Genomic DNA, 23,769 nt, shown 5'->3' with positions numbered 1-23,769 from the left:
TCCCCGTCACAAAACTTAATTACGAATTACGAATTACGAATTACGAATTATTTAAGCTCTCGGGTTCCCCGACTTGTAGCAACTGGCGCGACGCAGAGAGAAGAAAAGAGATTTTACGAGTCACCCTGAAAATGCTGATTTACTAGACTTTCAAGATAGTTATGAGTTATGAGTAAATCAAAACTTCTAGCTTGATTAAGATGTCTCAAGAATTCGCAATTGGTAGTAAAGTCCGTGTTGTGGCACTACCACCCTTCGTCAAAACTGCTGAACCTATGCCCATGCTGCGCCCCCCTGATGTTATTCACATTGGCGAAGAAGGTATAGTCATTGACCGCCGTCCCGGTGGATATTGGGGTATTCGCTTCGCTAAGGGAGCCTTTCTCTTAGATAGCCAATACATCGAAAGCACAGATAAACCTACCGAATCTGACCCTAAGTGATATTTGGAGCAACTAAGAATTGTAAACTTGTGTAAAGTTGTGATTCTGGTTTGCACCATGATTTCCCGCCGCACTTTTTTAAACATATTATTTGCCAGCTGTATTTCTGTCATCAGCTGGCTGAACTTTACCCCTGCTGCTGATGCCCTTGGTGGTAAACTTCCTGCAATTAATCAACCCGCACCAGAGTTTACTTTGCCAACTAACACAGGTGATGGCAAAATTTCTCTCTCTGACTTGCGCGGTAAGTGGCTAGTTCTCTACTTTTATCCTAAAGACTTCACCTCTGGTTGTACTATAGAGGCTCGCCGTTTTCAGCAAGATTTACCCCAATACCTCGAAAAAAATACCCAGATTATTGGCGTAAGTGCTGATGATATTGATTCTCACGCAAAATTTTGTGATTCTGAGGGACTAAAATTCCCACTTTTAGCTGACACTGATGGTTCAGTGAGTAAAGCTTACGGTTCGTGGCTCGGCTTCTTATCAATGCGCCATAGTTTTATCATCGATCCTCAAGGTGTCTTGCGCGAGACTTTTGTCAAAGTCAACCCAACTGTTCATAGTTCAGAAGTACTGGCACGATTAGAAAAGTTACAGTCCACAGCTTCTTAGACCTTAATAACAACTCTCTGCACCGAATGCCGATTTGAATCAATTCAATTTACGGTATTGCCTTTAAATACTCTACTGATTTACTTCTCTCAGTAGAGTATTTTTGTGGGAGTGCGATTTCAAGCAATAGCCCCTAAGAGCGTCTGTACCAGATCGCTAGGCTGTTGCCTTTGTGGGGAAATCGTTCTAAGAATGAGGTACAACGCCGAGAAAGGCGATTTGCTCAACATTCAAGACATTTTCGATGAACCCATCACGTTTAATGGTGTAATTGCTGGAACTGCCGATGATAGTGTAATTACTTTTGAAGCCAGGCAGAATTAGCTTGTCACATCCCGAACCGCCATCAATGGTGGCATTCCCGTAACCAACATCAAATGTGTCATTTCCAGATCCACCTTTAATTAAGACATTGGCAATATCGCCCCCTTGGTTTGAAACGGAATTACCCTTAGCATCAATTCGACGGGCTTTGAAGTAATCGTTACCGCTTCCACCATCAATGGTGCCGCCTTGGATGCCAATACTGGTGCCACAGCCAACAAGGATATCATCTCCAGCCCCTCCACAGATAATGCCATTAGTATTAAGAAAACCGATGCCTTGATTAATGCCAGTACCGATTAGCTTATCGTTCCCATCGCCTAAACTGATGATGCCACTGTTGTCAATGCCTATACCTACGCTGTCCCCAAAAGGCGTACTGCCAGCTCCATTGCCACCAGTACCTGTGCCAGAGATGAAGTCATTTCCAACTCCTCCACTAATGACGCTACTGCCACTGTTGTCGATACCTATACCCTTACCCGCCGTCTCTGACACACCAAAAGGAGCTATATATGCATTCCCGCCCTTGCCGATACCAATAATAGAATCGTTTCCAAGTCCTCCACTAATGACGCTACCGCCACTGTTGTCGATGCCTGTACCATCTCCACCAAAAATTGTATCAGTTCCAGTTCCCTTGATAGAATCGTTCCCTTCTCCTCCATCAATGCTGCTATGTTGAGTGTTAGAGATTCCTATAGCAGTCGATGATATTCCAATTCCAGTACCCTCAATAGAGTCGTCCCCTTTTCCTCCATCAATACGGCTATGCTGAGTGTTATCAATACCTGTAGGAATACCTATACTTGTAACGTAACCTTCACCTCCGGTTCCGATTCCCTTGATCAAATCTTTTCCGTCTCCTGCATTAATGTAGCCACCCTGAGTGTTAAAGATACCGATACCAGGTACATAGCTTCGATACTCGTAACCGCCAGTGCCGTTGCCAGAGATAATATCGTCTCCCAATCCAGTATTGATGATGCCATTGTTAGCAATGCCGGTGCCAGTACCAGCATTTTCACCACCGTTGTCCTCCTTACCGATAGCACTACCCTTGATAGTGTCGTTACCTCCTTTGGTATCAATGACTCCTTTTTTTAGAACTTCAATTCCAATTGCGGGCAATGCATTATCTTCTTGACCTGTCACGAGATCAGAAGCAGAGGTGCCGATGAGTGAGGGAGAAGAAACAATTAATCTGGTCATAATATAACTTTCCTCAATTGAGTGCGATCGAGTTTTAATCCCTGAAAGTCTTGTTCTTTCAATCAGAATTCACAAAGTCAGAACTAGAAAATTTCAGATATATTTGTGTTGGCTAACGAATTATTCATCGTCATCTCAAATTAATGTCGCTCAAGCTTGATCGGATGTAATTTTTGCCTTAAATTACCTTTTAGATAAAGCAGTATGAAGGAAATAAGATAATCGAAAAAAAGCTTATCTGCTGCTATCTTTTCACCTATTCCTTACTAAAACTTACTTGTGAAGGTCATAGTTCTTAAGCGAGACTAAGAGGATGTTTTAAAAAGGTTTTTTGCTTTCAAGTTTAAGCACAGGAAGACATCTCAGTAAATGGCTGAAACCTTTATTTTCCTTGCAGTTACTTAAAGTAAGAAGGGCAAAATTATACTCTTTGGGACTTTTAAAACATCCTCTGAGAGTGTTTAATGACGAAAAATAATTTGTGATTCGACACTTGGAAACAGGAAATATTTAGATAACCTGATAAGAATTAAATACCGAAAATTTACTTAGATGTCTATATTTGCATAGAAATCTTCGTATAATCTTTATATTTTTGACTAAAAAATGTATATACAAGCACTGAACTTGATGTATTCTTTATATTTTTATCTTAACGTTTGCTACCCTAATTCACAGAAGTAGTAAAGCAAAATTAATAATCATCTCATATTAACTTAACGCAGTTATGACAAAGTTATAACAAAAGTATGACGATATATTTTTACTGAATAGGCTAACTTGATATGAATATTAAGTCTTTTAAGTTCAAACTCATTTGGTCATCAAAAAAGAAATCAGTGATGTGGCGGTTAAACCAGTCACAAAGGTGAAAGCTGTTTTGAGAATTTGACGGCGGGGAGAACTACCAGAGATATATTGTAGGTTAGGTTTCATAATTAATAAATCCAGAAGCTAATATAGCTTATCTTTTCAATATCTCTAGGACTATTGATTGATTCATTCCTCTCTTTATTGCCATGATTGAAATTCATCAATGGCGCTACGAATTAAGGAAGTTATTTGAGTGCGACGGGTTTCAAAGTTGGCGGCAATATAAATCAGAAGGATGCCAACTAGTAAGCCAACAACCCATTTTAAAAAGGAGTACTGCAAGCTAAAAATTACCGATTGATAGATTGTAGTAATTAAAAAAGCGGCTGTACCAATGTAGAGAAAAGCCCGGACTCGCAAAGCTAATCCGCTAAAAATGGCGATGAGGCTGAAAATTCCAGGTATCCAGGCTGTGTTTTGATTAAATAAAATTGCCCACCCACAAATTAAACCACTACCTAGTACTCTCAGAATATGGCGAGTCGATTTGTACTCTGGTAGCCTCAGTTGGGTATCTACTTGAGCAATATAAAGCAGTGATAATCCAATTGGCGTTACATACCATAAAACATCAGTCAGGCGTAAGGAATCAAACCATCGGTAAAGTGCCCAATTAATCAACGCCACACTAACATAAGTAAAACGGATGTTTTCGCCCACTTTTGCCAGAAAGATGTAAAATCCAGCTGCGAGTACCAAGGTAATGGGGTAAGTTTGCAGCCTGGTTTCCCATAAAATTATCAGTGGTATGATGTAGGCGGCTTGCTGCCAAGGTTTTTTAGACCAACCCCAACTTTCCCAAGGTAGGATGTATAGAAAATAGGCTACCACACAGGCGATCGCACCGTTCCAAGGAACTAACGGCCCAGCCCAAAATTTTCCGACTGCTGTCTCGCGCCAATAAACCCTCATTCCGGCTACTTCTAATAAGCCAAGGTAAACCCACACTTCGGCTATTGTGATTCCTCCCAAGATGCTGGGGGAAGTGCGCGAATTTCGTCCTTGAAAGATGGCATAACGAATCAAAAATACCCCTGTTGCTAATCCCACTAAACGGTTAATTCCAATGGGAAGAGGAATGGCAGCCATTAATAAGCAGCTACTCCAAGCCCAATGAATATGGGCAATTCTTCTTAGTTCTTGGGGAGTTAGGCGTAAGTAGTTTACAAGCCAAGGTGACAAAATCCGGTAAGCATACATGATGCTGGCACCAAGGGCAGACATGGCAATCAATCCATCACCTAATGCTCCTCCTGAAGCTTGTGACATTTGATAGAACAAAAGTTCATAAGCAGAAATTGATATGCCGATGATTCCTAAGTACAGCAGGGGTTTAAAGTTCTCACGCCGTCGCCCTACGCCAATGATGATTAAAGCTACACCCAAGGAATATAAACCAGTCCACTCGGTGAAGGTGTTAAAACGCAGCAATACGCTGAATGCACCATAAATTAAGGGCAAAATGTGAAAACTGCTAGGAATTCTTTGTAATTGGTATCGTCGTCGCCACCACTCGCCGACAAGTTGAGCGATTAAACCTAAAGCGATGTTTGCGATTGCTATCCTAACAATTGATCGCTCCCCAAATCCCAACACCTGGGCAGTCAACAATTCCAAAGACCAACCGATGCTATAAAATGCCCAATTTGTCGGTTGTCGCCAACTGCGATAAATAATGGCTGTCAAGGTGATTGTAGTGGCAGCTATGTACAAAAATCCCGAAGTAAGAAACCCTGAGTAAATCAACACTGAGTGTAGTGTCAAAGTTAACAACTCAAAACCACACAATGCGATCGCCCATTTATCACTGGCGGCTGCATAATTAAGTGCTAATTCGTTACCGCGTCGGCTCAAAACCGTCCTGGCTAACCATAGACTTAGAATTGCGATCGCGCCGACGACAAACCAACCTGCTAGCATGAGGCGAGGTAAACCAGGTACACCCATCCACAGCAGCGCCACTATAAAACTCAGAGCAAATCCTTCTGTAATTACCGCAGATAGTTGGTTTCGTAAATAGCGCGTATTTACGAACATTAGCCCCGCACCCACTGCCAAACCAATTAATCTGGTTTCTGGTAACTGTATAGTAAGTAGCTGGGCAACTCCCACTGCCAAGACACTCAAGTAACGGGTAGTAGTCCGCCGCTCGATAATTGTACAATTGGCAACACCCGTGAGAGCTATAGGCGTAACTAGCCATAAGACTCCTAAATAAGCTTGGCTATCAGCTACACCATACCAAGATGATTCTGCATTCATCCACAATAGGAGAAAACTAGCGGCGGCTAGTCCTAAACCGATATCCCATGCACTACGTTGCCATACTCCTTCTTCTACGCTAAATCGCCATTCTGCAACCATCAGAGCTAATAAAATACTTGCCCAGACTTGTTGACTCAGGGTTGGTGCCAGCCAATTAATGGTAGAGCAAAATGTCAGCACCCCGATGATGTGAGTTAGATATACCAGGGGAAGGGATGCCGGGGAACGGCGTTGAGTGACGAATGCCAGAGTGATGGTAGAAAATAGCAGATTTAGCGATCGCAATACAGGATTTACAATAGCGATCGTGATTAAAAAAGTTCCAAGTAACAGGGTGAGCAGTTCGCCAAATTTAGCTAATTCTCGCTTTTCGGTGCGATGTAGGCTATCTGTAAGCGCCACCATCAAAATTATGTAGGGAAATAAAGCTATACCCAGCAAAGCCCAAGGTTCATTTTGAGAATTAGTGAGTTGAGTAGCAGTTGCGATCGCTAATTTCTGTATGCTATCAGGTACTAATCGCCAACCTAGCCAAATCGTCTGTAAACCGATAACAAAAACCGCAGCGAAGTCTAGCTTTAAACTGTACCGCCGCAAGCGACTTCCCACAAACCACAAACCTAAACCACTTACAGCTATTGCTTGCCAGGGATAATTTACTACCGAAACCAGCCAACCCAGGAAGAGTAAAATAGCACCGAGTTTTTCCCAAAGTAAGTGGGATGAGGGGGATGGGGGAGATGAGGGGGATGAGGGGAATATTACAGTTACTTCCTCTGCTCCCCCTGCTCCCCCTGCTCCCCCTGCTCCCCTGCTCCCCTGCTCCCCTGCTCCCCTGCTCCCCTGCTCCCCTGCCCCCCTGCTCCCCTGCCCCCTGCCCCCTATCCTCTCCTGTGCTAGCCAAGTTACAAGAGCGCCGCAAATGCCAATAGCTAATCCTAATTGGGTGACATCTACCTTGGTAACAAAAATGGCCCGCGTTAGCAGCACTATCAAAGCATAAATAATTACGGCGGCAGGTAGACTAATACTTAATCTACTGCGTAGGCGTAGCCCGTCGTAGACATCGCTACCATTTTCCTCGCTGACAATATTAGGCTGTTGGTAATTGTGATAAATGGTAATGATGGTTGTGCCAATCATTGCCACATAGACGGCAATTAAGGGGAATCCTCTTAATTGCCAACCCCAATGCAAATAACTCAGCCCTAGAATATTGGCTAGAGGTAATTTGCCGGTACGTAAATTGGTAAAAATAGTCCGATTTTGGGAGAGTAAAATAGTTATAGCAGTCAGGGTAGGCCAGGCGATCGCAACTGCAACCAAATCTACAGGATTTTGCCACAATTTAAAGCTATCCATTGCCCAAAAGTTCACTGGGACTAACAAAAGGGTGACAATCAGCAAAGTTTGAGCCGTCAATGTGAGGTTATTTTGCCTAGTCGCCCAAAAGCTTAACCCCCAAAAACTCAGAGTATAAGCAAACAAAACTCCATACTGTCCAGAAGCAGGAAACTTTTCCCACTGACTCGCAGCCAGTACCCCAGAGGATACCACTACCAGGAATACCCCTAGAAAAAGCAGCCAGCGTACACTCAGTTCTGCTCCCAAGGACTGCAACATTTTACTGACAAAGTTGGGTTCGACTGTTTTTTGTTGCGGTTCTCTACGGCGACTAGATTGTAAAGCTGCTACGGGTAACTCCTGCACGGGATCAGAAGTTAAAAAAACTACCTTTGTTTTAGCTTCAGACTGGGGTGGCAACACAACCTGACACACCAGAAACTCTTGGCATAGCTGCCTAACTTGGGTATCAGATATCAAACCTAAACGCAGCCATATATCTAGTCCTTCTAGTAACTGAGGATGTGACGACGGCAGTCTAATTTCAAATTTTAGCGGGCGCTCAAGGGGCGAACCTGAATTTGTCATATAAAACGCCGCAGAATGGAGATTTACTGTTTTATCTTGGCAATTTAGGATATCCTAAATATCCCAAATTATCCTAAAATATCCTAGATTGTCCCAGATAATTAGGGCAGATTTAGGGTGAAGTATTCGCTAGAAGAAATAAACAAGCGGCTCAAGATTAGTAAAAGAGGGGTGTCTGTGCGACAGCGAGGGGACACATTGAGTCTTAGAGCGACATTGCCACCGCGCCCAAGTAGTCAAAAAACCCAGGCATATCAACAAGATATAGCATTGGGAATGTACGCCAACCCCGCAGGATTGAGAGCCGCAGAAGACAAGGCGGTAGAGTTAGCAGGCGATATTGTGAGATGGAAGTCGGGTCAAAACTTCCCTTGGGAGAATTGGGTTGAATCCGGTTTAAAACCGGGGAATACCTGTGAATATTGGATAGAGGCTTTCAAGGAAGAGTTTCTAGTAAAGCGGCAAGATTTTAGTCTTACCACTTGGCAAAAACATTATTTATTCCAATTTAATAGACTTCCGCCAAAGGCTGAATTAAGTGGGGAGATAATGCTAAAAGCAATATTATCTTTGCCTCCAGATAGCTGGACTAGACACCGCACCACTCAAACTTATATTAAACTAGCTTTCTTTGCGGGGGTTGATGTTGATTTACACTCCTACAAAGGTAAATATAGTTCCAATAGCACAATCAAAGATTTGCTAACTGATGAGGCGATAGCCCTTATTAGGGAGCAAATAACTAGCCACCGATGGCAGTGGGTTTATGGGATGTTGGCGGCTTATGGCTTAAGGCCGCATGAAGTATTTTTTGCGACGGTTGAATCAAAACCACCCTACAAGTGTTATGTTTCAGAGGGTAAAACCGGAGCGCGGACTGTGCAACCCTTTTATCCCCAGTGGGCGGAGCGCTGGAAACTCTGGGAACAAATTCATGTCGTTACCCAAACACAATGCCAGTATCAAGAACTCGGTAGACGGGTTTACCAATCCCTAAATTATCACTTCAAAAAAATAGGAGCAACACTCGCTCCTTATGATCTCCGCCATGCCTTTGCGATTAGAATTAGCGTGGTTTTTGAACTGCCGGTGACTACCTCGGCAAAACTGATGGGGCACTCAATCACAGAACACCTTAGAACTTACCAACGGCATATCGACGAAAAAACTAATTCTAGGGCAGTAGAAAGAGCGATCGCTCGGTTTGATGGTGAAGTGCCGTAAAGAACTTATCAACTCTACTCTTTTTCCACGCGCGTTGCGATCGCTCTTAATAAATCTGCTAGATCGGTTTGTGACATCAACTCAAGGTGAAACGAAACTCCTTCACCTTTGACACCATTGAGCGATACCTTGGGCTGCGTTAACCGAGCAATTATGTGCTGCGCCAATTTTGCAGCCTCCCTATCGGGTAGCTGATCAACCATTGGCATCAAGTCTTCAGCAAACTTGTACTCTCTCACGGGCTGCGGCGAATTATCGCCGGCGCAAATGGCTATCAGTTCATCTCTGGTATAGCCTAAATGCGGTGCAAGTTTTTCCAGGGTTTTGAGTTCTGGCTCTTTCACTTCACCACCTAAAATCCGATCAATTGATGTCGGACTCAAACCCACTTTCTTTGCAAAAGCCCTTCCCGATAGATGCCCCCTTGCTGCACGAATAATTTCCGCCAGTTTTTGTATGCCTTCCCAGGTGTACACAGTTTTTGCCATACACCCAGCTTTGCTGTTGTACGTGAAACTTTACAATAGTCATTTGAAACACATAGTGTTTCATGCTAAACTGCAACACATAGTGTTTCAAAAATGCTTATGCATGTCAGAAAAAAGAATAATTGCAGCGATTTGGTTGGAAGTAAAAAAATTGTTTACTTGCCAAATCACGAAGCTTTACATTGCTTGCATATATTGGCGGCTATCAAAAAAGAAACGATAGCTTCGCATAATTTAAATATTTGCAAGCAATGGATAACATTCCTTACACCATCGCACTTTAAGGTAAGGCAGTCCACAGGAAAAAGGCAAAATCCAACGAACGTTTACATAGATGAGGAATTGAATGAATTTTTGAAAAACTTTGGAGCAATGTATCTCTCAAACGTTTTAGAAAAATGTTTGGCTCTAGAAATTCAAGCGCAAATTTCTAGATGGGGATGTCAAAGTCCCCAGCATTTTATTCAATTAATGACTTCAGATACACCTCTGGAATTATTAGGAATAGATGATATGCAGGTAGCAGCATGAAAGATACTGCATCTAATCAAGGTTTAGCTATGGAGCAATCAGGGATATACAAAGCGAAAAATACAGAGAGACTAATTCCTGAATCTCAACTCAGGGAAGCTGTCAAGGAAATTTTGTCAGAGATGCTAGGTGTCAACACCACGCTTCAACCCCAACGCGAATGGTATGACACAGATCCGGCCTACTCTATGTTGGGGCTTGACTCACCTAAGCATCTGCGAAAGATGGTTACGCTCGGCATTCTCCGGGTGGGCAAAGATGAGGAGGTGCGGGATTTGCGATCGCCTGGTGCGAGGCTTCCCCGATACCAATTCCACATTACAAAATGCCTTGCTCGATTATCCTTGCCACCAGCCAAGCGAAAAGGTAAGGCGGCATGAAAACATCTCAACCAGTGGTGCGCTACCAAACAGCCCTCAGCACTCTACTCAAGTTTTGGCATCTAAACGGGCGGTGTAAATATTGCCCATACAGAGCAGATATCAAGCAATTAATAGAGCAACAGATAGCAATCAAGGAGGTGAGAGTTTTCATAAAAAAGTAAGTTGCAAACGCCAATTCGCAACTTACTAAATGTTTTTTAATTACTTGCAAAACAACCGAATAACAAGACTTGCGTAGCGTTTGCTAGGCAACGGATTTTGTTAAGCCGCGTTGTTTTTAGGTTTTCATCATAGCACAAATCCTTGGATATTCACAATCAAGTACGTATATACGTACAAAATCAAAAAGGAAGTTATACAAGTGCCAAACATCACAATACTAAAACAAGATGAGTTGGATAAAAAGCACCAACTAGAACAGTCAGTAATCAGTGGTATTGAAACGGGAAAAAAAGGATTCCAACAAGCCGCACAAGCTTTATTAAGAATTGATGAACTTGGATTGTGGCGAGATGAAGCGAATAATTTTGACCAATACCGCGATAAATTCCGAGAGTTGCTAGCGGATACTGATGTATCATTCCGCCGACTCAACCAGCTGATAGCTTCCGCGAGAGTGATAACCATTCTAGGAACAATTGTTCCTAAAAACGACACCCCCAAAGAATCTCATCTCAGACCATTGACCGGACTAAAAAATCCTAAAGACATACAGAAAGCCTACAAAACTGCGGTGTCTTTTGCCGAGAGTGAAGGATCGCAACTCAAAGCTGAACACGTAAAAAAAGCGGTGGAAGAGATTAAACCGCCAAAGATAAGAAACAGAAAGCCACCCCGCCCTCCAATTGGGGCAACAGTGCAAATACTTCCACATTATCCAGATGAAGAGTTGCACGGTGCAGAGGGAGTGGTAGCACAGCATTCATCAGTGGATCGGTGCATTGTCCGGTTCGGGGATGAAAACAGTAAATTGATTCCTGACAATATGCTTGTTGTTGTTGAGAAGACCGAGGGGTTAACGTCGGCTAAAGCAGAGGGCAAAGCGATCGCGCGATCCTTCGGACTCAAAACTGGACTTCAGGCAATACCAGACCCTAAAGAGATACCCACAGAAACACAGCAATTAGAACTGGAGCTAGCTCTAGCTAAATTTCTGCGGCTACTGCCTAGATTCTCGCAGCAACAGAAAGGTGTGATATATGAGCAGTTGATGAAATCTGGGTTTAGGGTTGAGGTGGCAGCGTGAGAGAAAGTTGTATAAGCCACAAACCTAAATCCCTCTTACTTCTCATCCGTGAAGATTATTTTCGTCTTACGAAGTGTGACAAGGTTCTGTCCGCGTTGCTTTCAGTTTTTGAGTATTGGGCAAATGGCGAAATCTCAAAAAATCCTCAAGTCTCAGAAACCTCTATAGATTTAGGAATTCGGACAATATCGGAGATTGAGAAGCTGATTTTGTGGATTGCCACAGATAAGCAGATCCGCACCAAAATCAAAGAGCTTGAGGAACTAGGTTTCATCTCATCCTCCAAGGGCGTGGGAAATCACACCGCATACACCATTCACGTCCATCAATTGCAGCAAGCTCTGGATGCGGTTGATTGGTCAATATCAATATCAGAATTACGCAAACAATACCCCGGACGATGTATGCACCCCTCCGGTTTATTAACCGAACCCCCTCCGGTTAATAAACCGCACCCCTCCGGTTTATTAACCGAACCCCCTCCGGTTAATAAACCGCACCCCTCCGGTTTATTAACCGAACCACTATATATAGAAGAAGAAATTAAGAATTTAATTAAAGAATGTGTAGAAGAAGCTACACCCGCACAAACACAAATTGTTGATTTTGAAACTTGTGATTTTGGAGTAACACAAGTTCACTCGAATAGCGCCCCAGACAAAAACACAACCACTCTTAAAAACCAGGATCTTCAATTGGGTGAATTTTCCGCGCCGCCCCAGCTTTCTCAAAAAATGGAAAATTTGGTAACTCAACTGGATAGGGGGGAACTCAAAGACTTACCCATTAACGAGAAGAAGCAGCTAGCAAATTACTTGATGGGCGAACAAATCAAGCTGTATCGCCGCGATGGGTGGATATTGTCGATTCGTGCTAATGATATCAGCACAGACTTTCTGCGGTATGTCGCATGGAAGGAACTTAAGCAGCCAGATGATCTTGAATGGGCGCGGAACACAGTCATTTCTTACGAACGCGATATGACCAAGTGGGGACAGCTAGTGGCCTTGGTTCAGGGATGGCAAACCGTAACTCCCGAAGAGGTATCCGCCACGGCGATCGCTAGGGTAGCTTCTCGTCGTGGAAGCAAAGAAGATTTGGAAATTGCAATCCAAAGTTCAATTGATGCTTACAAAACAATTACTGACAATCCATTTCGTCGAAAGAAGGAGACAACATGATATCTCAACAAAATTTTGATAGTTGTATGTCCCTGCTCATGAAGCACTTTGAGAAGCAATTAGATCCTAAAGTCCTAGAGATTTGGAAAGATGAACTAGACCAATATTTAACTGATGAAGATTTAGCCGAAGCTGGACGACAGCTAATTCTGAGCTTTGAACAACGTTACCGGGGACATTTCCCGACATTCAAGCAGCTATTCGATACGATAAATGGATCTAAAGAGTCAAAAGCGGTGATTGAGTGGCAATCGGTAGTTCTTGCGGCCAGTCATGGGGATGAAAGCAAATTAGCTTATATCAGCACACGCGCTCGTGTTGCACTCCAGGCGATCGGAGGCTTGAGGGTTGTAGGGATGGCTGAAGATTACAAACGCGCTCAGTTAGAAAAATCGTTTATCACGGTCTACTGTCAATCTGTTGATAAAGATGCGAAAACATTGCCGCCATCAGTATCACAGACACCAACGGTTAGGAGTGAGGAGGAATTCACGCCCGTACCAGAACACCTCAAACAGCAGATGGAACAGCTAAAAGCCAAATTATCAATGAATGGCAATGGTAAACGCAACTAATCAACTCACCACCCTAAGCGACAACCAACTTCTTCAGGCTTGGAGTATTGCCCAGTATGACGTAAAAGCAGCCTACAGATACTGCTTGATGATTGATTCTACAAACCGAATGAAATGCCCATCATGCAAAGAAGATTTATCAGGTCGGTACGATCGCCTTGATGTAAGCATGGCTTTAGTTTGTGAAAAATGCACCTCAAGGAAAAAAAGACGGATTGCAGCCAATAACTGCCTGGAGATGAAATTAAACCCGATGGATTACTACGACATCTGCGAGGGGAAGTCAATCAAAATCGATATTGACACTGCTAAACATCAAGCTAAAAAGTTCAAGGTAATCAACGAAAAAACGAACAGTTATGTAGTGCGAACCCTGGTTGTGTTGGGGTCTGGGAATATGGGGTATTGGATATGAAAATCAAAGAAGTTCGACGCAAAGGTAAGTATTTAGAAACCTTCTGTTCCGTTGACGATACTTGGACGGTTTACGAGTTCAACGGTGAAAAGTATTGCTGGAGCCATGCCACAGCCGCATTCGATAATACTTGCGATAAAGAAGCTTGTCTTTACTCCGACATCGTGGAGGAGGCATGAGTATATTTGGATTTGACGGTGATATTAGAGGCTTCCAGTCCATTCTTCGACGAATCGAAGAAACCACAGAACAAAACGGCAACCTCACACACAAACAAATTAGAGCCTATGCCAGATGTTTGCTCAAAGTACTTCCGATGCTTGATTTGCCTGAGAAATTAATCATCGAAATCACCATTTTACTAGCAACTCTTTCAGTCTCAGGGTTGCCCCTGTACGATCGCTCATTTTTGGCCTCAAGAATACTCAAGCTTGTGGATGACTGGGTTTTCTCAACGCCAAAAAATGAAAATGCGGGAGGACATTTCTAGTGGAAGCAATTAGCCTCTTCACTGGCATTGGCGGTTTTGAGATTGCCTTCAATCAAGTCTTTGGCGATAAAGCCCAAGTAATTCAATCGGTGGAAATTGATCCTGATGCTCAATCCGTACTGCGATCACACTTCCCAGATACCCCAATTCACCCAGATATCTGCACATATAACCCCGATGTCAACTGGAATTACGAGCAAGGAATTTGTTTTGGTGGATTTCCCTGTACCAATACCAGTTGCGCCGGCGATCGCGCTGGAATCAGAGGAGCAGAATCAAGTCTCTGGTTGGAAATGCTTCGGGTCATTGCCACAGCCAGACCCCGATTTGTTGTTGTGGAAAACCCTACAGGACTTATCAATCGAGGATTACGAGCAGTGCTTGGAGGATTCAGAATGGCAGGTTATCAGTGGGACGATCCGCAAATCGTATCAGCAAAGGAAATCGGCGCACCCCACGAAAGAGAACGCTTGTTTGTCATTGCCTACCCTTACGTCTGGGGTAGGGAAGCAGAACAGCCGCCCACCTGGGCAAGTCAAATTGGAAGCGAAGTTGCGGCAATTAGGGCTAATTCCTGCTTCCCAACAGTTGAGCAGCGAGATGATGGCGCTGTTTATGGGTTTCCCGAAGGATTGGACGGCGTGCCTATCTCAATCTCAAGGGGAACACCAGGACGAATCCGTAGCCGCTACCTCTACGGGCGATCCGTTGTGCCAGCCTGTGCCGCCGTTGCGTTCCACAGAATCAAGTTTTTGCAAGAGTGGTGGCAAAATGTCTGATTGCTGGTATACGCCTAGAAGCATTTCAGATTTAGTGATGCAGGTACTCGGCGCGATTGACCTTGACCCTTGCGCGGACGATCGCAAACACATAAAAGCGCGATTACACTACACAGTTTCGGATGACGGATTATCTCAGCAGTGGCAGGGACGAATATTCATGAATCCGCCCTACTCATGCCCTGGTAAGTGGGTGGTGAAACTGCAAGCAGAGTACGAAGCTGGGCGGGTGAGTGAGGCGATCGCACTTGTCCCTGCCGCCACCGATACCAATTGGTTATCCCCCCTGCTTGCCACTCAACCCGTCTGTTTCTGGAAAGGCCGCATCAAATTCTTGGATACGAGCTATCAACCGAAGCAGTCAGCCAGACAATCACACTGCTTGGTTTATTGGGGTGAAAATCCGCAGAAGTTCAAACAAGTTTTTGATGAGGTTGGAGTTGTAAAAAATGTGGACTCTTGGAATCCTGCTCATTTTGGAGATGTGCCGCGTAAAGCGGATGGCGACCAATTAACAATTTTTTATGAAGACACCCACGAACCGCCAGCCCCCGACGACTACCCAAACCTTCTAACCTACGAGCAAGCCTGGACTCAATGGGAACTAAAAAATAACCAACCAAAGGACAGAACTATGACGACATTCCAATTTTCTGCAACCAGCGCTCTAGCCGAACAAATCGCCCAATTACAGCAGCAACTCAACCAACTCACTGCTTCTTTGAAGCCATTCCAAGAGTGTGAGCAAAAGGCTGAAGATTTGCGGCGACAAGTGGCAGAGTACGGGCGTGAGATGACTTCTAAAGGGATTCCCCAAGATGACGTTTTAAAATGGGCTAAATCGCTTTATAGCGCCGCTAGTGGTGTGGAATTTGTAGAGGGTGATAGTGGGGTAATTGCTGCACAGAATGAGGCGATCGCTCAATTGAAGATTGAGCTAGTAACCATAGAAAAACGTGAAGAAAGAGCGATCAATCTAAAGAATGAAGCTTTAATGCAATTGGCAGATACAGCAAAAGAACGCGACGAAGCGCTGGATAAAATAGCGGATATGACTGAAGATAAATTGCGTGTTACAAGAAGACTCCAAACTACTCAAGATAGGCACGCACAAGTCTTGCAGGAATTAAAAGACCTCAAAGAACAAACATCTGTAGCGACTACGACTGACAGCACCATTTCTGAGCAAATAATCGATATTTTAAAACTCAACCCCAAATTATCTGGAAGCCAAATAATTGAAGCTTTGGGGATGGATAAAGAAGAAAGAGGAATTTACACACATCTGAATCGGCTTGTGGACAAAGGTATTGTTTTTTGTGATGTAGATCCACAAGACGCACGGCGAAAACTTTACAGCTTGCACTCAGAAAATAATACTCAACACGATACTCAGTGCGTAGAAAATAATACTCAACACGATACAAGTTTTGCAGTGGGCGATCGCGCTTGTGTTGTAGATGTGGATGAAGACGAGGATTTACGGTATTTGCTTGGGATTTCAGGCACTGTTGTTGGCGTAGATGGTGATAGTATCGCTGTATTTTTTGAAAAAAGAATTGAGTTTAATGAGCATGAAGTAGTTTTACGATCGCGCTATTTGAACCTTGTAGATACGCATGAAGCCCAAACTAAAGGGCGTGATTTTATATCCAACGTGAAAACTAAAACTGGCATGAATAATGTTACTTGGACTCAGATTAGTGAGGTATGCCAGGGTAACGCCCAAATCCTGGCAGAGATAGGATTGTGCGCTGCCACAAAACATCAAAAAGAATTGATAGAAAAACTGCCTACTCTTCTGGCTGACCACATTAGCGAGACGGGCGATATCACGGATATGCAGTGGCTTGGCGAAACGTTTAAAACCAAAGTTGAGGCATTGTTGGAAGCAAAAAAGTCTCTGTCACATCACCCTGGTGATTGGGTACGGGAAAAAGAAACAGGTTTGGTTTGGCAGGTACGCAATTTTGATGGCGAGTGGCTTTCTGTGCAGCAAAACAATAAAATTACCTCGCTGCATAAGTCGGAAGTTGAGTTGGTGCAGCAGGAAGTTGCTGCGTAAGGAGGCGGGACTGGGAAAAATTACTCAGTCCCCACCAACAATCATGCAAATAAATTGTCGTCATTGCGGAAGTGAATTTACGCCAGACAAAAGCTCTCGTAAGTTTTGCTCTCTCTTTTGTTCAAATAAGTCCAGAGAAAAGCTGACAACCAAAACTTGCTCTGTTTGCGGTAACGAGTTTACTAGGGTAGGCAGGGCAAAACGCGATTATTGCAGTAAGAAATGTGGATTAAAAAGTCATATAAATATCTGGAGTGCGGAAGAAGATAGCAAGCTAATTAAATTAATTGGCAGATTGCCTGTTCGGATAATAATTCGAGATTGGAATATTTACGCAAAGTTGCTTACAATGAACAATTCTTGCGACACAACTTTTGATTATTCTGCTTATGATGCTAATTACGCCGTTACTTTTTTGATGCCAGAATTTAAAAATATAATCTGTATGAGCTATCAAATTCCCTGGCAAAGATGGGAAGAAGTTGTGCGATCGCACAGATGCGGACTTTGTGTTATCGCTGAGTGTTGTTGGTTAACTTGTCCAGTCAAGCGTGAAGATTGGTACAAAGAAAATTTAAGAGGATTGACGTGAGAATTAAGCGGGAACTTTAAAAATAAAATGCCCACCCTCGAAGCACTCATTCGCCGTCATTCGGAACACCAGCGCTACTGCGATTATTGGGAATTACTCACAGCTACGGTTGAGGGCGGCGACAGCATGACCGATGAGATGAAACGCAAGCTACTACCTAACCCAGACGGTAGACCGGAGGCGGTGATGAAGGAGCGGGTAAAATTAGCGACCTACTGTAACAAAATCGCTCCTATTCTGTCGCGGTTCAACTCAGAACTCTTCAAAAACCCCGCCACGCCCACCGGAAGTAACGATCCTTTCTGGAGTGAGCAGTTTTTTAGTGGTGGTGCGCTGCTGGATGGAGACGACGATGGACGCGCATCATTTAATACCTTCCTAATGCAAGCCATGATGACGGCCTTAACCACGGGTAAGGCGATCGCCCAAATCGATACAAAAAGGGCGAATGGCGCGGTAAGTAAGGCACAGCAGCGAGAATCGGGTGAACTCAACCCTTACGTCATCTTGCACCCGCGTTCGGCGTTGTGGGACTGGGACAGTGGGAGAGAAGGGTTTGATTTTGTCAAGTTACACCAGTTTCGGTTAGTGCGATCAGGATGGGAGGCTACACCCACGCCCGAACATGTTTTCACTATCTACTACCGTGATGGGGGTGCGGTGTTCACATCTAAATATGTGGTGCGGAAAATTGAGCGCGATTCTAAACCACCACTTCCACAACCATTCATTAGCTCGGTAAATGAGCGCGATATATCCATAGAAGCAATTATTGAAGGTCAACCGATATTTAATGTCGGAGGGAAGTTTGAATTTCCTATAGTGACGCTGACCTTACCAAAGGCGTTGTGGATGGCTGCACAACTGTTCGATTGCCAAAAATCGTACTTCACCCAAACAGCAGCGCTTGAGTATGCGCTTTACAGTAATAACTTTGCAATGCCTGTAATAACTGGGGTGGATGACGACGAAGACCCATTAGGGGGTCGGTTGATGGGTGAAGCATATTATCTCACATTGAAAACTGGGCAAGGGATAACCACTTTTGAACGTAGCGGCGCTTCTATTCAAACTGCGATCGCTTATCGGGCTGAGGTGAAACGCGATATATATGATGTACTGCAACAAATAGCTATGTCTGCCAGTGATGGCGCTTCAATCATTGCTCGGAGTGGTGAATCTAAATCTGAAGATAGAAGACCTGAAGAGATTTTGCTGGAACGCTACGGGCAGATAGTAAAGGAATTCCTTGTACAGGTACTGAAGCCAGCCGCGATCGCACGGGGTGAAATTGTGGATTGGGCGGTTACTGGGTACGATGAATTCCTTGGGTTCTCGATTGCTGAACTACTTACTGATATGGATGGTATCGCCACAGCTAATATCCCCTCACCCACGTTTAAAAAGGAAATTCAAAAGCACTTTGTTAAGCGTGCGGCTCGTGTGTACGACCTTGATCAGAAAGCTGTAGAGCAAGCACTTTTAGAAATTGATTCTCAAGCATCAAACTTGCCTTCCTAGTGCTGTTTGAAGTGCTTGAACGGCATTATAAAAAATAGTTGCTTGATTAGTATCTAAACCATAACCAATAGTGTGCATACCACAAATTAAATTGGATCTTAGTAAAAACTGTGTTCCGCCATTATCATAAGAAAATATTGATACTTCACAAGTTGGTCTAGCATTTGTAGTAAAAGAAGTATCTGTGGTTTCTACGTTACCGTTGTAAAATAAGTATCCTAAATTGGAAGATACTGTAGAAAGAAGTATATGTCCTGGTGCTGTAGCGGTGGATTTTGTCACGCTCATTTCCGTGCTAGAGCCAACAAAACCAGTTAATGTTGAAGTTTGCCTAAAAAGATAAAATCTGGGTGTGGTATTATTGCATCCCAAATATGCAAAAGGCGCGCTTCCTGAACCGGATATGGCTACTGTGTTTCTAGCATATACACTTAAGTGTGCATCTAATGAACTCGTTAACTGAACACTAGGAATAAACCCAGTTTTTAAGTATTTGGTATTACTTGTATCTCCTGAAAGTCCCGTAATTTCTGAATAATCAGCATTCACAAAACCGACGTTAGTTAAGGATGATTGAATGCCACTAGGGTATTTTAGTTTTACTAACGCCGCATTTAAGTCATTACCAGCATAAGTTGCTATTTCTAGGCATTTATCCCAAATTCCCCCAAGCTTTAAACTTTTAACAAAAGTGTTGTGGGCTTGTAGGCTTGAATTTGATATGGTTCCTCCATCTGCAATGATCCTATTTTTAAAATTAGCAACATCTGTATCGAGCTTGGATGTTGCTAATTTTGAACCGATAATTGGCACTTAATTTAGCGCCTCCTGTACTTCTTGTTCATTCACGGGATAAATATTTAATTCTTCAGACCGTGATTGCCCGAAGATTTGAGATTGCCAATTTGGATCGGGTTCGGTAAGTGCAAGTAAGTTTGCTAAATTATCCTTGCTATTTTGCGATATGTAAGTTTTTACTACTTCAAACAGAATCGCAATGTTAACCCTATCATTTCCATTTGCAACACTTTCAATTCTGTCCAATAAACCTGGGATTTTGAAGGTGTCCACTGCCTCTTGTGGTGTTATTGCTTGAAAGAGGTTTACTAAAGTTAGTTGCTTTGGTAACTCCTCTTGTGGTACAGGGTTTGGAATTAGTGGTTTTTGATTAAGTAGAGCCGCGATCCCTGGATAGTTTTGCGTTGCTACTATTTGCGCGTATTCTGGTAATTCTAATTCGGTTTTAAGAGTTGTTATTTTGCTCATCAAAACTCCTGGGTCTGAAACCCCGTGCTTCTAGCACGGCTTTATATGGTACAATGGGATGAGTTGTCAATTGCAGGGGCAAATGTCTCTGTTTCCGATGATTCAAATCTGAGGCTAAAGCCTCGTACCTTTAGGTCGAGGTAAGCTTACGATGTGTAGTAGTGGAATGCGTAATTAATTGAGTTTGCACCGGATAGACTCAGAATTAATGCTGTATTGGCATCTAACCTCAGTTCTCGATTGGGAAAATAGTTGACGGCCAAGCCATCGCCTTGGTTTTGGCATAAAATTCTCTCTCTGGTTGTACTTCCTGCTTTTAGAAGTACAGTGGTTGCCGTGCTTCCTTCAAGTTGAATTTTCAGGTAAGCGATATTTATTGATATGCCGGAACCAGGTGATGCAATGATTGTGTTATCTCCGGTAGTGTTAAGTGTGCCAGCAAGTACTGTAATAGCAGGCCTGTCAAAAAGAGTTGTTAGTCTTTGTAGCAGCCGCTTGAAGAGGCTAATCAGGGTTGCATTAGCAGTATCGCTGGTTGCTGGGGAATCTAAAGCTTGCCCAATAGAAGCAGAAGTATCTTGTCCGCCTGTGATGGGAAGGGGGTTGCTGGTAGTAAATTCCTTTCTAATAGCACTTGCTATGTCGCGGGACATAATTTTATACATTAAGTACTGTTATTATGCCCAACAAAAAATCCCTCAGTATTAACCGAGGGATAAAATCATAAGCCGCTTTTAAAATGGCACATTATCCGTATCTGGTCTGTCGTCATTAGCTTTTTTCAAGAGTTTGTTGTCTTTCATCAGTCCAAAAACTGGTAGCTTGATATCGATTTTTGCACTCTGGCGAAAACCCGTCTTTGTTCTCCAATGCAATTCAAGCCATCCCGTTTTCTGCCACTCGCAAGCTATTTGAACTGGTGGAAATTGTCGGTAAGGCGTTTCTGGCGGTTTATATTCACGCTTGCCCATTTTGTGCAGCAGTCGATACACAGCTTCGCAATCGGCTAGTGCGCGGTGTTCGCCGCCTCCAGGTAGCTTTTGCCACCTATAGTTACCGTAGTAGTCATTCCACGCGCCGTAGGGTGGTGCGAGATAAGCAGTCGGGGAAAGTGGACAGATCCCCAACCACTAAAAACCGCTATCAGCCACCGCCCAACTTTACGCCCTCCAAAAATTCCAATTGTGCTGGTGTGACTTCGTGAGAAAACATCCCAGCACGGAAGCGATCGCGCCACACATCAGCAGGGCAAAAGTTAATCCCAGCGTTGATAGCACACTGTTCATCTTCAGGGCGATCGCCTACCATAATCATTTCCTCGACATCTTCCCCACCATCCTCTACAAATAATTTCGCTAGCTTTAGCATTCCTGCATTTGGCTTGCGGAATTCCCCTATCAGTTGTGTTTCTCTATCGCTGATTTCGTAAGCATCAAGTGATGAGATTCGCCAGCAATCGTTACCTTCAAAATCAGGACAGAAATAAATTGCTGATAGTTGGGGTAGTAGCTCAAGAGTGAATTGCATCTCAGCAATAGTACTCTCAATTGTTTTGCGAGGTTTACCTGTTCCTGGGTTAATTGCTGCACAACCACCTTGATTGCTGATACCAATAATTAACCAATCCAAATTAGCAAAATGTGCGATCACCTTATCCGCACCCTCAATTATTTTTACATCAGTTGGCGATTGCTTGAAAGTGTGTCCTGAAATTGTTTCGGTTAGTGTGCCGTCGATGTCTACAAAAAGTATTTTAACCATGATTGTTCAGTCCAAAAGACAAATATTGTTAGTTGTAAGCCTTGGTGTCTATACCGATTTTATTAAGACGTGTTGCATAAAATGGTCTGTTCCAACCAAAAGCATCACCTGTTACTTTAAAAACAAACCCTTCGTTCTTTTCTTGGTTGAGAATATCAACTGTCTTTTTAGCATCATTGAAATTCCACAGCATAGCTATCGGTGTCCAATTAGCTATTGAGGGAGAGCCAGTGCTAATTTTGACTTTGTAGATGTGAAACATTATTATTGGCAACCTCAATACACTCTCGAATTTATCTTAAAAAACCGCTTGAGAAATTTTTGACATCAAACAACTCCTCAAGGGTGTAGTTGTCATTAAGCGGCATTGCTAGACTTTAAATATTCCAAGAATTGCGCTAATTGCTCATCAGCAAGTTGCTGTCGGCTTCGCACATTGAATAATTCAAATAATACAGTCTTTGCTTGCTCAACTTCTATCTTTTTACGCTTCATAACTGATTCAATTTCAGCGTTCAACAGGTCGCGGTCATAGGCTATACCAGGAATTAGATACTCAGGCTTGTCTGCGTTTTGAATTTCTGGTGTTTGCCCACTGTATAGCCAGTTCTTAAGAACATCCGCTACGTTCTTCCCTGGCTTGCTAATAATCTGGTTTGATAATTCAAAACAGCGCGATTTGCTAACGATGAAGTTGTGGTCAAGGTCAAGGTCAGCTACTACATCAAACTCATATTCAAGACCATCCCGTTGTACAGGAGCCATCCCGACTTTACGCGGAGCCATTTTGCCCTTTTCGTTAGCCTCTAAAACATACTCTGTTTTAGCTCTCATGGTGGCTATTAAATGGCACTTGCTACTGACAATTGCTTCTACAAGTTGATTGTGAAGTGGTGTTACATCTCGCCAAGCCGCGAAAGAGTTACCAGTTTGCGATCGCTTGGCTATCCGATCAACTTGCTCTAATGCTCCATCTTTACCCATCCAAGCGTGAGATAAACTATCGATTATCAACACTTCGTAACCCGCATTGCTGGCTGCTTGAATAGCGTTGATGTACTGCTGTGGATGAAAGCTGCTGAGTTCGAGTACATCGAAGTTGAACTTGTCGGCGTACTTACTAGCACTTCCGTGTTCGGTGTCAATTACGGCTATGTTTTGGCTAAGTCCAGATGCTATGGATAAAGCTGAAAACGTCTTGCCGCTTCCACTTGCACCGATTAAAGCAAGGCGTAATTTTGATTGTGATTTGATGGCTTTTTTAAACATGATTAAAAATCCTCTTTTGTATATGGTTGTTGCTCAAAAAATCCGACTTGTTTAACGATAAATTCATGAGGCATTCAGAAGGCAGAAGGCAGGAGGCAGAAGGCAGAAGGGAACCCACGTTTAAAAACGCGGGATTGAAATAAGGACGACGCCAGATGCTCCACTTGGGATGCATCCCAAGACCGCACTGGCTCCCTTGTGTCTCCTGCTACGCATCTCGACACAAATCTTTTTATACTGGTGGGCTTTAGACCCACAACTAAAGTTTTTATTAGTACTTCTTTCCTTCTGCCCTCTGCCCTCTGCCCTCTGCCTTTCT

At 43.4% G+C, this 23,769-nt stretch carries 27 protein-coding genes; 16 read left to right on the top strand and 11 right to left on the bottom strand.

Annotation, left to right across the window (positions count from 1 at the left end):
- Positions 1–200 precede the first annotated feature (200 nt).
- Both sipA and HWQ36_RS26955 read left to right on the top strand, forming a co-directional pair.
- Positions 201–443, top strand: a complete 243-nt coding sequence (sipA, locus tag HWQ36_RS26960) for a regulatory protein SipA (RefSeq protein ID WP_292708600.1) — start codon at positions 201–203, stop codon at positions 441–443.
- A 57-nt stretch (positions 444–500) separates the two neighbouring features.
- Positions 501–1,058: a peroxiredoxin gene (locus tag HWQ36_RS26955; protein ID WP_292708598.1), complete on the top strand. Its 558-nt coding sequence runs from the start codon at positions 501–503 to the stop codon at positions 1,056–1,058.
- 186 nt (positions 1,059–1,244) lie between these two features.
- Here HWQ36_RS26955 and HWQ36_RS26950 read toward each other — a convergent pair whose 3' ends face one another.
- From HWQ36_RS26950 to HWQ36_RS26940, 3 genes are all read right to left on the bottom strand, one after another.
- On the bottom strand, positions 1,245–2,594 hold the full coding sequence (locus HWQ36_RS26950; protein WP_292708596.1) for a calcium-binding protein: 1,350 nt from the start codon (positions 2,592–2,594) through the stop codon (positions 1,245–1,247).
- An 813-nt stretch (positions 2,595–3,407) separates the two neighbouring features.
- Complete coding sequence (locus HWQ36_RS26945) at positions 3,408–3,530, bottom strand: hypothetical protein (RefSeq protein ID WP_292708594.1); 123 nt, start codon at positions 3,528–3,530, stop codon at positions 3,408–3,410.
- 75 nt (positions 3,531–3,605) lie between these two features.
- Positions 3,606–7,664 (bottom strand): DUF2157 domain-containing protein, encoded by a 4,059-nt coding sequence (locus tag HWQ36_RS26940; protein WP_292708592.1) that lies wholly within the window; start codon positions 7,662–7,664, stop codon positions 3,606–3,608.
- 177 nt (positions 7,665–7,841) lie between these two features.
- Between HWQ36_RS26940 and HWQ36_RS26935 the strand changes: the two genes are divergently transcribed.
- Positions 7,842–8,888, top strand: a complete 1,047-nt coding sequence (locus HWQ36_RS26935; protein ID WP_292708590.1) for an integrase — start codon at positions 7,842–7,844, stop codon at positions 8,886–8,888.
- A gap of 14 nt (positions 8,889–8,902) precedes the next feature.
- Here the strand turns inward: HWQ36_RS26935 and HWQ36_RS26930 are convergent, their stop codons facing one another.
- Positions 8,903–9,376, bottom strand: a complete 474-nt coding sequence (locus HWQ36_RS26930) for a helix-turn-helix transcriptional regulator (RefSeq protein WP_292708588.1) — start codon at positions 9,374–9,376, stop codon at positions 8,903–8,905.
- Positions 9,377–9,475: 99 nt separating this feature from the next.
- Between HWQ36_RS26930 and HWQ36_RS26925 the strand changes: the two genes are divergently transcribed.
- The 13 genes from HWQ36_RS26925 to HWQ36_RS26865 all read left to right on the top strand — a co-directional run bounded on the left by HWQ36_RS26925 (position 9,476) and on the right by HWQ36_RS26865 (position 19,154).
- The gene (locus HWQ36_RS26925; RefSeq protein WP_292708586.1) at positions 9,476–9,907 is read left to right on the top strand and encodes a hypothetical protein; all 432 of its coding nucleotides are present in this window, start codon (positions 9,476–9,478) and stop codon (positions 9,905–9,907) included.
- Positions 9,904–10,287, top strand: a complete 384-nt coding sequence (locus tag HWQ36_RS26920) for a hypothetical protein (RefSeq protein WP_292708584.1) — start codon at positions 9,904–9,906, stop codon at positions 10,285–10,287. The genes HWQ36_RS26925 and HWQ36_RS26920 overlap by 4 nt, the downstream gene beginning before the upstream one ends.
- Complete coding sequence (locus tag HWQ36_RS26915) at positions 10,284–10,451, top strand: hypothetical protein (RefSeq protein ID WP_292708583.1); 168 nt, start codon at positions 10,284–10,286, stop codon at positions 10,449–10,451. Before HWQ36_RS26920 ends, HWQ36_RS26915 begins: the two co-directional genes overlap by 4 nt.
- A 200-nt stretch (positions 10,452–10,651) precedes the next feature.
- Entirely contained in the window at positions 10,652–11,536 is an 885-nt protein-coding gene (locus HWQ36_RS26910) for a hypothetical protein (protein WP_292708581.1), read from the top strand.
- A gap of 95 nt (positions 11,537–11,631) precedes the next feature.
- Positions 11,632–12,717 (top strand): hypothetical protein, encoded by a 1,086-nt coding sequence (locus HWQ36_RS26905; protein WP_292708579.1) that lies wholly within the window; start codon positions 11,632–11,634, stop codon positions 12,715–12,717.
- Positions 12,714–13,292 carry a hypothetical protein gene (locus HWQ36_RS26900; protein WP_292708577.1) on the top strand — a complete coding sequence of 193 codons (579 nt, stop codon included), beginning with the start codon at positions 12,714–12,716 and terminating at the stop codon, positions 13,290–13,292. Before HWQ36_RS26905 ends, HWQ36_RS26900 begins: the two co-directional genes overlap by 4 nt.
- Positions 13,276–13,707: a hypothetical protein gene (locus HWQ36_RS26895; RefSeq protein WP_292708575.1), complete on the top strand. Its 432-nt coding sequence runs from the start codon at positions 13,276–13,278 to the stop codon at positions 13,705–13,707. Before HWQ36_RS26900 ends, HWQ36_RS26895 begins: the two co-directional genes overlap by 17 nt.
- Positions 13,704–13,886, top strand: a complete 183-nt coding sequence (locus HWQ36_RS26890) for a hypothetical protein (protein WP_292708573.1) — start codon at positions 13,704–13,706, stop codon at positions 13,884–13,886. Before HWQ36_RS26895 ends, HWQ36_RS26890 begins: the two co-directional genes overlap by 4 nt.
- The gene (locus HWQ36_RS26885; RefSeq protein ID WP_292708571.1) at positions 13,883–14,197 is read left to right on the top strand and encodes a hypothetical protein; all 315 of its coding nucleotides are present in this window, start codon (positions 13,883–13,885) and stop codon (positions 14,195–14,197) included. The genes HWQ36_RS26890 and HWQ36_RS26885 overlap by 4 nt, the downstream gene beginning before the upstream one ends.
- Positions 14,197–14,976 (top strand): DNA cytosine methyltransferase, encoded by a 780-nt coding sequence (locus tag HWQ36_RS26880; RefSeq protein WP_292708569.1) that lies wholly within the window; start codon positions 14,197–14,199, stop codon positions 14,974–14,976. Before HWQ36_RS26885 ends, HWQ36_RS26880 begins: the two co-directional genes overlap by 1 nt.
- On the top strand, positions 14,969–17,041 hold the full coding sequence (locus tag HWQ36_RS26875; RefSeq protein WP_292708567.1) for a DNA N-6-adenine-methyltransferase: 2,073 nt from the start codon (positions 14,969–14,971) through the stop codon (positions 17,039–17,041). The genes HWQ36_RS26880 and HWQ36_RS26875 overlap by 8 nt, the downstream gene beginning before the upstream one ends.
- Before the next feature lie 349 nt (positions 17,042–17,390).
- Complete coding sequence (locus tag HWQ36_RS26870; RefSeq protein WP_292708565.1) at positions 17,391–17,633, top strand: hypothetical protein; 243 nt, start codon at positions 17,391–17,393, stop codon at positions 17,631–17,633.
- 27 nt (positions 17,634–17,660) lie between these two features.
- Positions 17,661–19,154 carry a hypothetical protein gene (locus HWQ36_RS26865; protein ID WP_292708563.1) on the top strand — a complete coding sequence of 498 codons (1,494 nt, stop codon included), beginning with the start codon at positions 17,661–17,663 and terminating at the stop codon, positions 19,152–19,154.
- On the opposite strand, the gene HWQ36_RS26860 is transcribed toward HWQ36_RS26865, so the two are convergent.
- From HWQ36_RS26860 to HWQ36_RS26830, 7 genes are all read right to left on the bottom strand, one after another.
- The gene (locus HWQ36_RS26860; protein WP_292708561.1) at positions 19,137–19,967 is read right to left on the bottom strand and encodes a hypothetical protein; all 831 of its coding nucleotides are present in this window, start codon (positions 19,965–19,967) and stop codon (positions 19,137–19,139) included. The two genes, HWQ36_RS26865 and HWQ36_RS26860, sit on opposite strands and share 18 nt — an antisense overlap.
- Complete coding sequence (locus HWQ36_RS26855; protein ID WP_292708559.1) at positions 19,968–20,420, bottom strand: hypothetical protein; 453 nt, start codon at positions 20,418–20,420, stop codon at positions 19,968–19,970.
- A 146-nt stretch (positions 20,421–20,566) separates the two neighbouring features.
- Entirely contained in the window at positions 20,567–21,073 is a 507-nt protein-coding gene (locus HWQ36_RS26850) for a hypothetical protein (RefSeq protein WP_292708557.1), read from the bottom strand.
- 81 nt (positions 21,074–21,154) lie between these two features.
- Positions 21,155–21,547: a hypothetical protein gene (locus HWQ36_RS26845; protein ID WP_292708555.1), complete on the bottom strand. Its 393-nt coding sequence runs from the start codon at positions 21,545–21,547 to the stop codon at positions 21,155–21,157.
- Positions 21,548–21,563: 16 nt separating this feature from the next.
- Entirely contained in the window at positions 21,564–22,181 is a 618-nt protein-coding gene (locus HWQ36_RS26840) for an HAD hydrolase-like protein (protein WP_292708553.1), read from the bottom strand.
- 28 nt (positions 22,182–22,209) lie between these two features.
- A complete protein-coding gene (locus HWQ36_RS26835) occupies positions 22,210–22,443 on the bottom strand; it encodes a hypothetical protein (protein WP_292708551.1) in 234 nt (77 codons plus the stop codon).
- Between the two features lie 95 nt (positions 22,444–22,538).
- Positions 22,539–23,450, bottom strand: a complete 912-nt coding sequence (locus HWQ36_RS26830) for an ATP-binding protein (protein WP_292708549.1) — start codon at positions 23,448–23,450, stop codon at positions 22,539–22,541.
- Positions 23,451–23,769: the final 319 nt, after the last annotated feature.

It is taken from the genome of Nostoc sp. NMS2, assembly GCF_017115105.1.
Classification (GTDB): domain Bacteria; phylum Cyanobacteriota; class Cyanobacteriia; order Cyanobacteriales; family Nostocaceae; genus Nostoc.
Note: the sequence above shows the minus strand (reverse complement) of the source record. Positions and strands in the feature narration are given on the sequence as shown.